Source organism: Mucilaginibacter terrenus (assembly GCF_003432065.1).
Classification (GTDB): Bacteria; Bacteroidota; Bacteroidia; order Sphingobacteriales; family Sphingobacteriaceae; genus Mucilaginibacter; species Mucilaginibacter terrenus.
The window spans coordinates 431,940-448,017 of record NZ_QWDE01000001.1 but is presented as its reverse complement, the minus strand read 5'-3'; the positions used below and the strand labels follow the sequence as shown (position 1 = coordinate 448,017).

Below are 16,078 nucleotides of genomic sequence, written 5' to 3'. Positions count from 1 at the left end.
GTTGGATCGCGCCCCGGATGTAAAAGTCCGGGGTTGCGATTTTTTACGGCAGGTGGTTTTTGTGATTGTTCTGTTTAACTTAAGCCTGTTGTTTAGCTTATTTCTATGCAAAAATATTTCCTCTCTCCTGGTCAATTTACTTATTCCTATTCAGCCAACTTGCACAAGAAGCTTTGGTTGTGCCTGATCGCCGTTCTTGCGCTTTTCAGCTGCGGAAGATCTCATAAGGACGAACAGCAGACCCACACTTTATTTAAGCTGTTAAGCCCTCAGCAAACACATGTAGATTTCAGTAACACCCTTACTGAAGGTTTAAATACCAACGTTTTAATGTACGAGTACTTTTATAACGGTGGCGGTGTTGCTATAGGTGATCTTAACGGAGACAATCTGCAGGACATCTATTTTACCGGCAACATGGTAGATAACAAACTTTATTTAAATACCGGCCACCTGCAGTTTAAGGATATTACTACCTCTGCTGGTGTGGCTGGTCGTCCAGGTCCGTGGAAGACCGGGGTAACTATGGCGGATGTAAATGGCGATGGCAAGCTGGACGTCTATGTTTGTTATTCTGGCAAAATACGGGCGGAGAAGCGGGTCAATCAATTGTTCATCAATCAGGGTAACGATAATAACGGTACTCCGCTATTTAAGGATATGGCAGCGGAATATGGACTAAATTTCCCATCATTCAGTACGCAAGCTTATTTTTTTGATTACGACCGGGACGGCGACCTGGATATGTTGCTGGTTAACCATAATGCGCAGCGAATTAACAGCCTTGATGATGTATCTGTTAAGGTTTTAATGAACAAACCGGATGCGGAAGCCGGTATACGGCTACTACAGAATAACAATAATCGATTTAGCGACATTACTGCAAAAGCGGGTATTATAAATACTTCACTTTCTTACGGCTTGGGTGCCGGTATAGCAGATGTTAACAACGATGGCTGGCCGGATATCTACATCTCTAACGATTACAACGTACCGGATAGATTGTACATTAATACAAACGGAAAGTTCACAGATCAGCTGCCAAAGCAAATTGGCCACACTTCCTTTTACTCAATGGGTAATGATGTGGCGGACATTAACAATGATGCAACACCCGACATCTACACGCTTGATATGCTGCCGGAAGACAACAAACGGCAGAAATTATTATTTGGTGCAGATAACTATGAGGCGTTTGACTTAAACCTGCGTGTTGGCTTTTATTACCAGTACATGCGCAATATGCTGCATCTGAATAACGGCAATAATACATTCAGCGAGGTGGGGCAACTATCGGGCGTTTCTAATACAGATTGGAGCTGGGCGCCACTATTTGCCGATTATGATAACGACGGATGGAAAGACCTTTTTGTGAGCAATGGCTACACCCGCGATTACACCAATATGGACTTTTTGAAGTATATGGGCGACAATCTTCGTGACCGGCGTGTGATGCGACAGGACCTATTGAACATAGTTAACCAAATGCCCTCTTCCAAAGTGCAAAGCTACTTGTTTAAAAATGATGGTAACCTTGGCTTTAGCAACACCAGTTCGGCATGGGGAGTTACCCAATCATCCAACAGCAACGGAGCCGCCTACGCCGATCTGGATAACGACGGCGACCTTGACCTGATTGTAAACAATATAAATCAGCCTGCTTTTATATACGAAAGCGGGGCAACCACTCAAAACAAAAATCATTTTCTCGAGATCAACTTAAAAGGAAATACAGGTAACACCCAAGGCATTGGCGCAAAAGTCACCATCTATAAAGGCAACAAAAAGCAGTATCTGCAGCAAATGCCTACCCGGGGCTTTCAATCAAGTGTTACACCTGTGCTTCATTTTGGATTAGGGACAGATAGCGGTATAGACTCTTTACGAATAACCTGGCAGCAAGGTGGTACGCAGCTGTTAACTAGCATAAAAGCAAATCAGCGTATCACCATCAGTGAAAAAGATGCTGTGAAGACAACAACGCGGGTAAACAGTATAGTGCCGGTGTTTAAAGAGGTTAGCTCCCCTATTTCGGCTACCAAAAACATCAACACAACTAATGACTTTAAGCGGCAGCCGCTATTAACCAATTCGTTGTCGTTTTCTGGCCCATGCCTGGTGAAAGCAGATGTTAATGGCGACGGATTGGAGGATGTATATGTTGGTGGCGATAATGGTCGTCCGGGTGCACTTTACCTGCAGCAAAAAGGTGGCGGCTTTATATTGAAACCTACATCAGCTTTCATAGCAGACAAAGCAAGTACCGACGCTGCAGCAGTGTTTTTTGATGCCAATGGCGATGGCAAGCCTGACCTGTATGTAGCCTCCGGCGGCTATGGAGATTACCTGCCGGATGACGCCGCGTTGCAGGATAGGCTTTATCTTAACGATGGGAAGGGCAACTTTGCTAAGGCAACGAACGCTCTCCCTAAAATGTTGAGCAGTAAAGGTTGTGCAAAAGCAGCTGATATAAATGGCGACGGGAAAATAGACCTATTTGTTGGAGGACGCGTGATACCTGGCAGATACCCTGAAACTCCGCAAAGTTATCTGCTGATTAATGATGGCAAAGGCAACTTTAGTGATAAAACCGCTCCGCTGGCTCCAGCATTGCAACATATAGGGATGGTGACAGATGCGGCGTGGGCAGATATGAATGGCGATAAAACGCCCGACCTTGTGGTAACAGGTGAATGGATGCCGATAACCATTCTTATTAACAGTGCAGGCAGGCTTACGGATGAGACTACCAAATTTTTAAGCAAGCAATACACCGGATGGTGGAACTGCATAAGCGTAAGCGACATTAACAATGATGGACATCCTGATATTATAGCGGGCAACCTTGGCCAAAACACCCAGTGTAAAGCTACAGACAAAGAACCTGCTGAATTATATTACAAAGACTTTGACGACAATGGCTCGATAGACCCGATACTTTGCTTTTACATTCAGCACAAGAGCTATCCGTACGTAACGCGTGATGAACTGCTGGATCAGATCAGCATGATGCGTACCCGCTTTCCTGATTACAAAAGCTACGCGGATGCAACAATAAACCAGGTTTTTACTACCGAAGAAATGAGTGGTGCCAAACGTTTAACGGCCAACCATCTTTCGACAGTTTGCCTGCTAAGTAATAAGCAAGGCAAACTTCAAGAAACTGCATTACCTGTCCAGGCCCAATACGCGCCTGTATATACCATAACTATGCTTGATTTTGATAAAGACGGCAAAGAAGATATGCTGCTTTGCGGAAATATAAACCATGCCCGCATACGGTTTGGAAGGTACGATGCGAATTATGGCACCCTGCTAAAAGGAGATGGTAACGGACACTACGCTTATGTAAGCCAGCTTCAATCCGGGTTCAAGTTGTCGGGAGACGTAAGAAGTGTAGTGCCGCTTAGTAATCTGATCCTTTTCGGTGTAAATCAAAGCGGTATTAAAGCTTATAAACTAGCTGGTAAATGAAAAAGCAATTTATTTTGATGGTGCTGGTGGGGTTATCTGTGATCATTAATAGTTGCGGCAACACCGCTAATCCTAAACTTACGGCTAACGATATTGCTAAAGTGATTGACGGGATGACCGATTTGATGATCCATGATGTAACTAATCCTCCCCTCGCATCGCGGTTTTTTACTTATACCTGCTTGGCTGGTTATGAGGTTGTATCTCAAAATGATAAAAAAACCAAAAGCCTGCACGGCGTGCTGAACGAGTATCCTGTTATAGATAAGCCAGCCCGGTTTAAAGAATACGACTATCACCTGAGTGCTATACTGGCGATGTACGAAACTGCCGGAAAACTACAGCCATCAGGAACCGAAATGATTAAACAAGAGCAAGCTTTTGTAGATTCCTGTCGTAATCTAGGCTTTGATGACGCAGTTATTGACAGCTCAAAAAGCTACGCTAAATTCATCAGTAAGAAGATACTGGCTTACGCAAAATCGGACAAGTATAACCGCATAAGCAATTACGCGCGCTATAAGGAATCAGCCGCGGATAGCGGCTGGCATCCCACGCCGCCGGCGTACATGCTTCCGGTAGAACCCTATTTTAATACCATACGTACGGCAACCCTTGATTCTGCTTCGCAATTTTTGCCCCCTCCTCCTATTCCATTCTCCACAAACAAGGGCTCGCCATTTTACAAGTTCCTGCAACTGAGTTATCAAAAAAGTGGCAAGGGACTAAGCGAAAAAGAACGATTGACCGCCGCATTTTGGGACTGCAACCCTTTTGCTGTGGAAAGCGACGGACACATGCAGATAGGTTTAAAAAAGATCTCTCCCGGGGCACACTGGATGGGCATAACCAGCATAGCCTGTAACAAAGCCAAAGCCGATTTTAACAAAGCAATGCAAGTGCATACGGTTGTAGCCATTGGCCTGCTGGACGGTTTTATTTGTTGTTGGGATGATAAATACCGCACTAACCGAATCCGGCCGGAAACTGCCATACGGAAATATATTGACCCTAATTGGAAACCACTTTTGCAAACCCCTCCTTTTCCTGAATACATTAGCGGCCACTCAGTTATATCTGCCGCATCAGCCGTGATACTTACTCATTATTTTGGTGACAAGTTTGAGTATATAGACAACGTGGAGCAGAAGTATGGTTTGGCACCTCGCAAGTTTACATCTTTCACGCAAGCGGCCAATGAAGCTGCGATCTCAAGGTTTTACGGCGGAATCCATTTTATGGACGCTATTGACAACGGTGTTATACAGGGAAGGAAAGTAGGTAACTGGGTAATAAATAAAATCAACAGCAACAAATAACATGTATAAAACCATTTGCCAAATAATCTTACTCCTGCTGTTTACATCCACCCGTTCCCTTGCGCAAACCAGCCAAAATGATAGCACGGCCACAAACTTCTACCCGGGTAAAATTTGGCCCGACAACAACGGCGTACACATCAATGCGCATGGTGGTGGCATCATTTACGAAAAGGGAACTTATTACTGGTTTGGCGAACACAAAATTGCAGGCCCCAAAGGCAACAGTGCACAGGTAGGTATACACTGTTATTCTTCAAAGGATCTGTATAGTTGGCGTGACCAAGGGATTGCGCTAAAGGTGTCTGACGACCCTAAAAGCGACATCACCAGAGGAGCTATTATTGAGCGGCCAAAGGTGATATTTAATAAACGAACCGGCAATTACGTTATGTGGTTTCACCTGGAACTTGCCGGTAAAGGGTACGGTTCGGCATTGGCTGGTGTAGCTGTTAGTAAAAAAGTCACAGGCCCATATACATTTTTAAAAAGCACCAGGGCAAATGCGGGCAAAATGCCTTTTTACCCCATGGGAACTCCGGAAAGTGAAAAAGTAAACTGCTCCGATACCACGAAAAAAGACGACAAGTTTTTCTGCCGTGATTTAAAGCCCGGGCAAATGGTGCGTGACATGACCTTGTTTGTTGATGGTAATAAAGCGTACCACATATTTTCATCAGAAGAGAACTACACGGTGCAAATAGCCGAACTAAATGATGATTACACTGGCTACACCGGCAAGTTTGTGAGGATGTACATTGGCCAGCAAACCGAAGCTCCGGCAGTGTTCAAGCGTAAAGGTACATATTACATGATCGGATCGGGCTGCACGGGCTGGGCACCTAACGCAGCCCGCTGGTTTACTGCAGCTTCTATATGGGGCCCATGGACATTCCACGGCAACCCGTGCAAAGGGCCAGAAGCTAACCTGACATTTGGCGGTCAAAGTACTTATGTACTGCCGGTTGCTGGAAAAAAAGATGCTTTTATTTTCATGGCAGATAAATGGACACCGAAGAACCCTATAGATGGCCGTTACCTATGGTTACCCATAACGTTCAAAGGCGGCAATCTGCAGATAGAATGGAAAGATAAGTGGAACCTGAGCTCATTTAACGGTCTTTAATGAATGCAAAACCAACAAATGAAAAGCCTAAGTCTCGTTTAGGTAAGCGGGTTATATTTTCCGTGTTGTTGCTGTTAATTATTATTTGCGCATATGTTCTATTAAAGAAGCCGCAGGCTGATAAAGACATAGTATCCAGTGCTGGTTACAGTACAGTAGCTACTACCAAAGCCATTGCCGATGGCAAAGCACTTTCGGCGGTTTACTGTAAGTCCTGCCACATGTACCCGGAACCATCGCTGATAAATAAGGCAAAGTGGAAGAATGTATTCCCGCAAATGGGCCTAAGATTAGGAATAAAACAGCACCGGGGTGAAAGCTACATGGGTTCACTCAGGGGAACAGACCTGGTGGTGCCTAGTAAACCTGCAATGAACGATGAGCAATGGCAGCATATCATAGATTTTTACATAGCCGCTGCACCAGAACATCTTTCTTCGCAGTCACGTAGCATACCAATTACACGGCAGCTTCCATTTTTCAACATTATAGCCTCTCCTGCCAAGTTCTCAGCACCAAAAGTACTTGCTACGTATGTGAAGATAGATACCACAGTAAAACCAGCCAGGATATTTGTTGCAAACTCCTTAAAGAACCAGCTATTACTTTTGGACCAGCACTTGAAAGTCATAGACTCAATTGCAACGAACGGTCCTGTGGTTGATATGTCATTCTATAAAGGTGATATGCTGGTTTGTACCATCGGAAAAGAGTTAGGCGCTAACAGCGATAAGTTGGGCAACGTTTACCGCCTGCATGTAAGCCATTCCGGCAAGCTGAATTTTGATGCTAAGCCTATGTTCAGCAATCTGGCCAGGCCGGTGCAGGTGTTGGCAGCAGATATAAACGGCGATAGTTACACCGATTACCTCCTATGCGAATTTGGCTCTCTAAAAGGTGATTTGTGCTGGATGGAGAACAAACATAATGGCAGTTTTACAAAGCACGTCATCAGTGATTTGCCGGGTGCTATCAAGGCTTACGTAGAGTATGCACCTGGTAAAAAACTGCCTGATCTGTGGGTGATGTTTGCACAAGGCGAAGAGGGAATCTATCACTTCATCAACAAGGGTGACGGCCATTTTGAGAAGCAACAGATACTAAGGTTTCCCGCTGTATATGGCTCCTCTTACTTTGAACTCACTGATGTAAATCGCGACGGCTATAAAGATATTGTTTATACCTGCGGGGATAACGGCAATGCTTCACTTGTACTGAAGCCCTATCATGGGGTCTACGTTTATGTAAACGACACACATGGAAGATATACAAAACAGTTCTTCTACCCCATTAATGGCTGCTATAAAGCCATAGCACTTGATTTTGACAACGATGGCAAGGTTGATTTAGCAACTGCAAGCTTGTTTACAGATGCCCGCCAGCCCGAAGAAGGCTTTGTGTATTTACATAACACAGGCGGCGAGCACTTCAAACCTTACGCCATGCCACGCGATACTGCTTTTGAACGAGCTGTAACCCTTGATGCGGGAGACCTCAACGGAGATGGCAAGCCTGATCTGCTTATTGGCAATGCTTATTTTGACATAGGGCCATTTGGCTATCATATAAAAGAACCGCTCTTCTACTTGCTTAAAAACACTACAAAATAAACCTGCTATGAAAAAATCATCTATCCTTCTCTGGTTGCTATTGGCTTTATTTTATTCTATTGAAAGTGTAGCGCAACCCACCCGCAGCAAAGTTCTTTTCAACAACAATTGGAAGTTTTATAAAGGTGATATCGCGAATGCCGAAACAAAGGGCTTTAATGATCACAACTGGCGTACGCTGAACCTACCCCACGACTGGAGCGCAGAAGGTCCGTTTGACAGCAAGTGGGCAAGTGCTACGGCGTTCCTGCCTGGTGGAGTCGGCTGGTATCGTAAGGTATTCAACCTGCCGGCGGATATGAAAGAAAAAAAAGTTTTTGTGTATTTCGATGGGGTTTATAACAACAGTGAAGTTTGGATTAACGGTCATTTGCTGGGTAAAAGGCCCAACGGCTTTATAGCTTTTCAGTATGACCTCACTCCGTATCTTAGCAAAGGCAATAACCTGATAGCTGTTCGGGCTAATCATTCAAAGTTTGCCGACTCACGCTGGTATACTGGTTCGGGTATTTACCGTAATGTTTACCTTATTGCCACCAATCCTGTTCATGTGGGTTTATGGGGAACCGCTTTCACTAATGAAGGCAGCCAAGGTAAGATAACTGTTAGTGTGGACAACACATCCGCCACCAGGCAGAATGTACTTGTGAAAACTGCCTTGTACGATGCTGCTGGCAAGCTTGCAGCGCAGAACAGTAACTCAATTAGCATTGCAAAAGTTGCTCAAGGCAAATTGTCACTCTCTTTACGCGTGCCGAACGCGACGTTGTGGTCTGTCGATCAGCCTTATTTGTACAAGATGCAGACGTCAGTGTATCTTGGTGCTAAAAAGGTAGATGAGTACACCGAAAAGGTAGGTTTTAAAACAATTAAGTTTGATGCCGACAATGGCTTCTTCTTAAACGCTAAGAACCTTAAAATAAAAGGTGTATGCCTCCATGATGATGCCGGCGTGCTCGGCGTAGCCGTACCTAAGGAAGTTTGGAGAAGAAGATTGCTACTGTTGAAGGCAGCAGGCGTGAATTCTGTTAGGATGAGCCACAACCCGCACGCTGATTATTTTTATGATCTGTGTGATGAATTAGGTTTGCTGGTAATGGACGAAGCCTTTGACGAGTGGGAATATGGCAAAAACAAGTGGATAGCAGGCTGGAACGTAGGAAAACCCGGTCAGGATGGTTATCACGAATATTTTAAAGAATGGGGCGAACGCGACCTAACCGATATGGTTAAGCGCGATCGAAACCATGCCTCAATTTTCATGTGGAGCATTGGTAACGAGATAGACTATCCGAATGACCCCTACAGCGCCCCGGTACTTAGCACAGGCAGAAATCCGCAAATTTATGGCAGAGGTTATTTGCCCGACCATCCTGCGGCAACTGCACTCGGCGAAATTTCTGCAAGGCTGGTTAGGGCTGTAAAGCAGATTGACGTTTCGCGACCAGTCACTGCAGCACTCGCCGGAGTTGCTATGTCCAACACGACTACTTACCCACAAAATTTGGACGTTGTTGGTTATAATTACCAGGAATATCGTTATGATGAGGATCATAAACAATATCCCGGAAGAATAATATATGGTAGCGAAAACGGAATGAAAGCAGGTTACTGGGCGGTGGTAGACAGTAACAAATATATTAGTGCTCAATACCTGTGGACAGGTATTGACTATATGGGCGAGGCGCACAAATGGCCGGAACATGCAAATGGTGCGGGTTTACTGGATATGGCCGGGTTCCCTAAAGCCGAGTATTATTTCAGGCAAAGCATTTGGACGAACAAGCCGATGATTTACATAGGCGCATCACGCCCGGCAAGCAATGGTGACAACAGCATTTGGGCACAAAAAGACGCACAACCAATTTGGAACTGGACAAAAGAGGAAAAAGTAGTTGTAAGTTGTTTTAGCAATTGCGACGAAGCTGAGTTATTTCTAAACGGCAAATCGCTTGGCCGTAAGGCCGTAAAAGATCATACGCTTACCTGGAGCATCGCTTACCAGGAAGGTACACTTACTGCTAAAGGATATAAAAACGCGAAAGTGGCTGCAACTTATGCCATTAGTACTGCAGGTGAGCCGTATACTATTAAAGTACATAAATTTGAATCCGCATCTGTTGTTAAGCCCGAATTGACGCATTTGGAAATACAGATTGTTGATGCAAAAGGAGTACCCATATCAACAGCAACTAACAATATAACTGTTATAGTAACCGGCCCTGCAAAATTGCTAGCACTGGAAAGCGGAAGTTTAACCAGCACCGAAAGTTATAATACTGACACCCGCAAGGCTGTCAACGGAAAGTTGCTGGCCTACATAAAATATAGCTCAACAACCGGCAAAGTAAACGTAAAAGTATCCGGGCAAGGTTTAAAAGATCAAATTATAGCATTGTAGCTGGTTACAGTGTCAAGTCAATCACCAGCATATAAAAGGATAACATATTTAATAAAAAAGCGCCACCGGCTCTCACAACCGGCGGCGCGTATAAATCAACTAAATCAAATACTTACTTCTTTTTAATTAAGCTTAACCGGGCATAAAGCTCCGCAATGCAAGCTTCGTCTAAAAGCCATTTAGGTTTATTCAGCTCTGGTTTTTTGGGTAGCCAGCTGTGGGTAGTTAAACCGTACTTGTCGCGTGAATTCATCCAGGCATAGTTTAAATCGTGCTCTATAGCTCCCAAATATTTGTAGTTGCCATCTACTTTATACAGAGCTTCATATCCTCTGAACAATACAGTAACAAACCATGGCAAGTCAATGTGTAGCACCAGATTACTATCGTGTGGCACACCGCTGTAATATTTGTAGCTATCAGCGGCTAATTGCTGCGCCTGTTGCAAGTATTGCTTTTGTCCCGTAAACTGGTAAAGCAACACTGCCGCTTCTATCAATGAGCCTGTGTTATACGTCCAAAAGGTGCGGTTTTGCTTCCCGTCGAGTTTTACATCATTGGTGATAATACCGGTCGTTGTATCCCGTAGGGTTTTATACATCCAGCTGTAAAAGCGCTTGCCTTGCTCCAGATAGTACTTATCCTTGCTGCCCTGGTATATTTTAAGCGCAGTTAGTGTGGCCATGCCATTTGTGCAGGCGGGTTTCTGGTCTTTATGGCCTTCCAACCAGGTCACTCCGCCGCCCACATCGTCATTCCAGCCGCTTAAAATAAATTTGAACACATTTTTAGCGCGTTGCAGATAAATCGGGTTTTTGGTGTTAAAGTAGGACTCCATGTAATCTATGCCAACCAGCCCGTTATCATCATAGTACCTGTCAGCCTTTTCAAAGTTAACAGGATACGCCTGGTATCCTGCCGGCTTTCGCACAGTATCGCGGTACTGCTCTATTCCCATCACCAAACTATCCTGATAAGTTTTGTATTTGGCTTTTAAGGCTGGCGATTTCATCAGCGCGTTAGTTGCCGAAAAAACGCCCGAGAACGGCCACAAAAAACTTACCTCTTTCTCTTTCACGCTCTCGCCCTGAAAATAGTTGAGTGTATCTTTTTTGCTGGAGGGATAATTTTCTGAAAACAACCCAACCTGAGAAGACACACGGTAATGTTTCCAGATATTGCTATACACTTTCTCGGCACGGTGCAAGTACATTTTACTGGTTGCATTTTGTTGAGCCATGCAGGAAAACGTGTAGCTGATAAAGCCGCCGAAAGCTATCGCGTAGCGTAAATACTTGTTGGTAATTTTCATCTATTTGTGTTTTACTGCGCCGAAGGAGGAGGTATTTTTACTCCCCAGTTAGTATTTGGCTGCTTGCCCATTATAAACGTTAGTTTGCCGCCCTTCATTAACTCATCACGATATAGCCAGCAGTTATCAAGCGGTTGGTTATTAAATTGTGCCGATTGTATATAGAGGTTGTCTTTTGAGTTATTTTTAGTTTGAATGATAAGCATACGGCCGTTACCCAGCGTAATAGTTGCTTTGTCAAACAATGGGCTACCCAGTTCAACAATTGGCCTTAGATCTGTAAAACCTTTCACATCAAATAGTCCTAGTGCATTAATAACGTACCACGAACCTAATTGTCCCTGATCTTCGTCCTGGCCATAGCCATAACCATGGATAGGCTCAGTACCATAAAAATCGCGACCAATAAGCCTGGTCCATTTTTGAGTTAGCCATGGCTTGCCAGAAAAGTTAAATAGCCAGCTAATGTGCAAGTTAGGCTGATTACCGTGGTTGTAAATGGAGTTTATCCCTGCAAAGGCATCAATTGTTTTGCCACCGCCGAAGCCAAGTGTTTCTGACACGGTGAAAATGCTGTCGAGCCGTTTGTTAAAGTTAGCCTTACCAATAGCGTCAACAAGCCCGGCCGGGTTCTGAGGTACGTAAAAGGTATATTGTATGGCGTTACCTTCCTGAAAACCTCTCCAGGGCTGGTACGGATCAAACTTTTCTATAAAACTGCCGTTTGCCCGTTTCGGCTGCATTAGTTTGTTTTGCGGATTAAATATTTGCCGCCACCCATTAGAAAGTTTGATAAGCTGGTTGTAATCTGTTGTTTTATCCAACGATTTTGCCATTTGCGCCGCGGCAAAGGCGCTGTAGCTATACTCTAAGGTATGTGATCCGGCAAAGTTTGAGCCTGTTGAATCAGTTACGAAATCGCGGCCCCTCTGGTCGAAAAATGGCACATAGCCATGATCAACAAAGGCTTTGGTATCCAGCTTACCCGAACCAACCGGTCGGTTGTGGTAATTTAATTCGTTAGCTCTAACTGCTTCGTAAGCCAGGTTAACATCATAATTGCGAATGCCTACATTGTATGCACTGGCCACTGCCAGGGCTACAAAGTTGGTACCTACGCCGGATACATACTCGCTATTGGCAACACCATCACTAAACCAGCCCTTGTCTTTGTATATCTGCAATTGAGTGTTTACAAAGCTACCATACCATTCAGGGTATGAGAGAGACCAAAGCTGCGTAAGGTTCCAAAATCCACCCCAAATAGCATCCGTGTTAATGAACTCAGCTTTGAGATTTTTATCTGTTTGGACAGGTAGCTGACCGATTAACCCACCATGTTTAGGATAGTCGCCGTTTACATCACTGGCTATACCTCTTCCAAGCAGGGCATGAAATAAGCCTGTATAGAACTTTGTCTTATCCTGTAAATTGCTGCCTTCAACAGCTATTTTACTTAGCTGTTCCTCCCAAACCGTTTGTGCTTTCGCTTTAGCTTGTTTGAATGATAAATTACTTGCCTCAGCAATAAAGTTGGCTTTAGCATTAGCGTTAGACGTGTAAGACAAGCCGGTTTTCACCTCTATAACTTCGTCCTGGTTAGTTTGATAATTAAGTACTAACCCAGCGCCTTTACCAGTGGCAATAGTTTTATTTTCCGTGACAACGCCACTTACGAAGGCATGTACCGTTACAGGCTTTTTACTCAATTCGCCATAAAAATACATGTTCACTTTGCCCTGTGGGTCATATATCTTCACGTACTTTGGATAAGTGCTCACAAAGCCTTCAAAGTGGGTTTCATCAAGCATATTAATACTTGCATCGGTAACAATATCGCTTTCTCCCTGCTTGTTGCCGATGTCTAAAATGATGTGCGCCTGATCATTTTTGGGGAATGTATAGCGTTGAAAGCCAACCCGCTTTGTAGCGGTAAGCTCGGCTGTAATGCCGTAATCATCCAGCAAAACTTTGTAGTAGCCTGGTTCAGCAACCTGGTTCTTACGATCGAACCTGGAGCGATAGCCGTTATTAGGACCTTCCAGGTCGCCAGGTGTAACCTTTAGGGTACCTGTAGTAGGCATATAGCTTACACCACCCACCTGCCACTCATGAAAATGTACAAAGCCTTCTATAGAGTTTTGGCGGGTATCATACCCAACAGCTTCCCAACCAGAAGGGTTACCATAATGCCCGTTAGTTGACGGAGCTAGTTTAGCCATACCATAGGGTACCGCTGCCGGTGTATAAAAGAACCACCTGCTATGGGCCGTACCAATGTTTGGGTCGACGTATTTGGATACACTTTCACGCTTAACGCTACAGCTTGATAATAAAACAGCCAGCATTGCAGCAGCAGGAATAAATTTAACTTTCATGTATATATTATATAACAACCAACTAAGCTTCAGATTAACTATTTATCGTAAACAGACATCATAGCCTGTACCCTTTGCATCCAGGCTTGATCTACCCCCTCTATTTCCGGCGAGCGGCTTGAACCATCAAAGCTTGCAAAAAAGTAGTAAGCGCGAGAGTCGGCATTGCGTGTTGCTTTGTTTAAGGCAGCAATATTATTGCGGGCAAAGGTAAGCCACTTTTGATCTTTATCCTGTTCGTACAGCCTGATCATTCCCTGAGTGCCCCAACCGCACCATGCAGGGTTAACACGTGTTTGTGTGGGGTCAGTATTGAAAATGTAGCCTTTATATTGCGAATTCCAGAGAACCGTGTTCATCGCGTTGCCAATAGCCTGCGCCTTCGCTAAATAAGACGCATCGTTTGTCGCCTTGCCAAAAAGTATATCCGCCTCCAGCATCACTGCGTTGTCGTACGTGAATTTTTCAAAGTGTTTTGTACCTGAGCCACCTCCATCAATTTTCCAGATGTAAAGGCCACTTGCAGAGTCGTACATGGTTGTACGCAGCCAGTTGTTCACCTGGGTAGCCCAGTCACGGTAAATAGTTTCACCTGTAATAGTGTACAATTTGGCGAAGAGCTGCATAGCCACACCGTTTGATTGCGTTGGCTTATCCGGTTTAGAGGTGTTCCACCAAAAACCGCCGCCGTATGTACTATCCCATAGCCCGCTGTTTATTAGCCAGTCAGCACAAGCTTTGGCCTTAGCTAAATACGCTGCTTTGTCTGTTCCGTTAGTTATTTCGTACGCTTCAAGGTAAACCATACCGGTCAAGCCGTTATCATCTACATATTTATCGCCGGCAGCGCCGCTGCCGTCTAGGTTTACAGAAGCAAAATAACCACCCCGCATGTCTGCCTTGTCCCAAAAGTTCTCCATAAACTTAAAGGTATTATTCATGTAAGGCAAAGCGGACGCATCTCCCGCTGCCACCAAAGCAGCATCAGCATATATCTGGCTTACGTTGTACCACTCGTAACAATTGTTAGCATGAGATGTAGTATTTGCGCGATAACTAAAGTTTGACGTAAGCAGGTTACTGCTTATAAAGCTGCGCGTTTGCTTAGCCAGATCAAAGTAATTGACGGTGGTTGCAGGTGGGTTAACCACCACAGGCGGTGTTGTGCCACCGCCGCCGGGACCGGGTGTTACTCCTTTATCTTTACTACACGATGCTGCCAATACAGTTGCAACAGCTGCCAACCCAAAAAGTACTTTTTTCATAAGGTAAAATTTAATTGAACACCCGCAGCCACAGCCGCGAGTGCTTAAATGTGCAACAGTTTAAAGAACAGTCACTTTGTGTGTATAAGCGTTAGGTTGTAACATTACGTCAACTTTAACATTCTTTCTGTCGGCAGATGGATCAAACTTGTACGTATTATCCCACTGCGAATTGGTAACCGGAACCAGGTAAAAGTAGGATGCTGCCTGGCCTGCCGGCGAAACGTTGTTAGCGTTAGTACTTCCTTTATATTCTAATCCTGTTGCAGTGTGGATGATGAACTTGTATCGTTCGTCACGGCCCCAGGAGAACTGATAGAATTCAACAGGGATGCTTGCCGCTTCGAATACACCGTTGCCAATGTAATTAAGGGTGCCTATTTCGGTATTGTAAGCCGACATATACAACCCAATAGATTGTATTTCTGACGACTTGGTAGTAGCCGATGTAAAATCATAATTTAAACGGTAAGTTTTGGCAGTACCTGTAACAGTTACTACGTTCGCTCCTTCTTTTATCACACTGTTTTCGATATAGTATTTTTTACCTCCATCGGCATTTTTATCTGTGAGATAGTAATCACCGGCTTTTAGTGAAGTGTAAATCTCAAACACACCGTCTTCTACCTTTTTTAGCTTAACTGCTTTGCTTAGATCAGTACCACCCTCCGTAGCCGATCCGGTGATGTATAAATCGACAGGGTTTTCAGCAAAACCGGCGGGACGTTCCAACTGTAACGTGCGCGATGCAGAAGAAGGCAAAGCATTTGTACCTTTAGATGCTATAACTGTCCACTTTAACTTTCCGGTGCTTGAAGAAGCGATACCTACCGCATTGGCAATCTTATTAAGGTCCTTATGTGTTATGGTGATCTCTGTTTTTACACCCCCGCCATCAGAAACAGCTTTGTAAACAGGTTTGCTGAAATCGCCACCTTCTTTATCAAACGCTATTTCGTAAAGTATCAAGCCACCATCATCAGTAGATGCCGCGTCCCACTTGAATAATATATTCGCGGAACTTGTAGGGTCAAGTTTTACATCCGCATTGTCATTAGGTGTAGCCAAGGTCCCAACCGGAGTTAGGCTAAGGTCTAGAGGTCTGTTTTCTTTTTTGCAGGAACTTGCTGCAAATACCACCAGCAGCATTATACCTGCCAGCTTTATTATCTTCTTCATAATATTTATGGTTT

At 44.4% G+C, this 16,078-nt stretch carries 9 protein-coding genes; 5 read left to right on the top strand and 4 right to left on the bottom strand.

Going from position 1 to position 16,078, the window contains the following annotated elements; translation table 11 throughout:
• The first annotated feature begins 105 nt into the window (after positions 1-105).
• Genes DYU05_RS01890 through DYU05_RS01870 form a run of 5 tightly spaced genes read left to right on the top strand, consistent with a single transcriptional unit; the run spans position 106 to position 9,930 of the window.
• Entirely contained in the window at positions 106-3,474 is a 3,369-nt protein-coding gene (locus DYU05_RS01890) for a VCBS repeat-containing protein (protein WP_117381290.1), read from the top strand.
• Positions 3,471-4,793: a vanadium-dependent haloperoxidase gene (locus DYU05_RS01885; RefSeq protein ID WP_117381289.1), complete on the top strand. Its 1,323-nt coding sequence runs from the start codon at positions 3,471-3,473 to the stop codon at positions 4,791-4,793. The genes DYU05_RS01890 and DYU05_RS01885 overlap by 4 nt, the downstream gene beginning before the upstream one ends.
• A gap of 1 nt (position 4,794) precedes the next feature.
• Positions 4,795-5,919: a glycoside hydrolase family 43 protein gene (locus tag DYU05_RS01880; protein ID WP_117381288.1), complete on the top strand. Its 1,125-nt coding sequence runs from the start codon at positions 4,795-4,797 to the stop codon at positions 5,917-5,919.
• Positions 5,919-7,529, top strand: a complete 1,611-nt coding sequence (locus DYU05_RS01875) for an FG-GAP repeat domain-containing protein (RefSeq protein WP_117381287.1) — start codon at positions 5,919-5,921, stop codon at positions 7,527-7,529. Before DYU05_RS01880 ends, DYU05_RS01875 begins: the two co-directional genes overlap by 1 nt.
• A gap of 7 nt (positions 7,530-7,536) precedes the next feature.
• Complete coding sequence (locus DYU05_RS01870; RefSeq protein ID WP_117381286.1) at positions 7,537-9,930, top strand: sugar-binding domain-containing protein; 2,394 nt, start codon at positions 7,537-7,539, stop codon at positions 9,928-9,930.
• 112 nt (positions 9,931-10,042) lie between these two features.
• On the opposite strand, the gene DYU05_RS01865 is transcribed toward DYU05_RS01870, so the two are convergent.
• From DYU05_RS01865 to DYU05_RS01850, 4 genes are read right to left on the bottom strand one after another with little or no spacing between them, the layout of a single operon-like run.
• Positions 10,043-11,242, bottom strand: a complete 1,200-nt coding sequence (locus DYU05_RS01865) for a glycoside hydrolase family 76 protein (RefSeq protein WP_117381285.1) — start codon at positions 11,240-11,242, stop codon at positions 10,043-10,045.
• Between the two features lie 11 nt (positions 11,243-11,253).
• Positions 11,254-13,620 (bottom strand): GH92 family glycosyl hydrolase, encoded by a 2,367-nt coding sequence (locus DYU05_RS01860; RefSeq protein WP_117381284.1) that lies wholly within the window; start codon positions 13,618-13,620, stop codon positions 11,254-11,256.
• A gap of 38 nt (positions 13,621-13,658) precedes the next feature.
• A complete protein-coding gene (locus tag DYU05_RS01855; RefSeq protein ID WP_117381283.1) occupies positions 13,659-14,885 on the bottom strand; it encodes a glycoside hydrolase family 76 protein in 1,227 nt (408 codons plus the stop codon).
• Between the two features lie 60 nt (positions 14,886-14,945).
• Positions 14,946-16,064, bottom strand: a complete 1,119-nt coding sequence (locus DYU05_RS01850; RefSeq protein WP_117381282.1) for a SusE domain-containing protein — start codon at positions 16,062-16,064, stop codon at positions 14,946-14,948.
• Positions 16,065-16,078 lie beyond the last annotated feature (14 nt).

Bases quoted from the DNA above. Each gene is read 5' to 3' on its own strand.
- DYU05_RS01855 (WP_117381283.1), bottom strand. From the start codon at position 14,885: ATGAAAAAAGTACTTTTTGGGTTGGCAGCTGTTGCAACTGTATTGGCA.
- DYU05_RS01860 (WP_117381284.1), bottom strand. From the start codon at position 13,620: ATGAAAGTTAAATTTATTCCTGCTGCTGCAATGCTGGCTGTTTTATTA.
- DYU05_RS01885 (WP_117381289.1), top strand. From the start codon at position 3,471: ATGAAAAAGCAATTTATTTTGATGGTGCTGGTGGGGTTATCTGTGATC.
- DYU05_RS01870 (WP_117381286.1), top strand. From the start codon at position 7,537: ATGAAAAAATCATCTATCCTTCTCTGGTTGCTATTGGCTTTATTTTAT.
- DYU05_RS01865 (WP_117381285.1), bottom strand. From the start codon at position 11,242: ATGAAAATTACCAACAAGTATTTACGCTACGCGATAGCTTTCGGCGGC.
- DYU05_RS01880 (WP_117381288.1), top strand. From the start codon at position 4,795: ATGTATAAAACCATTTGCCAAATAATCTTACTCCTGCTGTTTACATCC.
- DYU05_RS01875 (WP_117381287.1), top strand. From the start codon at position 5,919: ATGAATGCAAAACCAACAAATGAAAAGCCTAAGTCTCGTTTAGGTAAG.
- DYU05_RS01850 (WP_117381282.1), bottom strand. From the start codon at position 16,064: ATGAAGAAGATAATAAAGCTGGCAGGTATAATGCTGCTGGTGGTATTT.
- DYU05_RS01890 (WP_117381290.1), top strand. From the start codon at position 106: ATGCAAAAATATTTCCTCTCTCCTGGTCAATTTACTTATTCCTATTCA.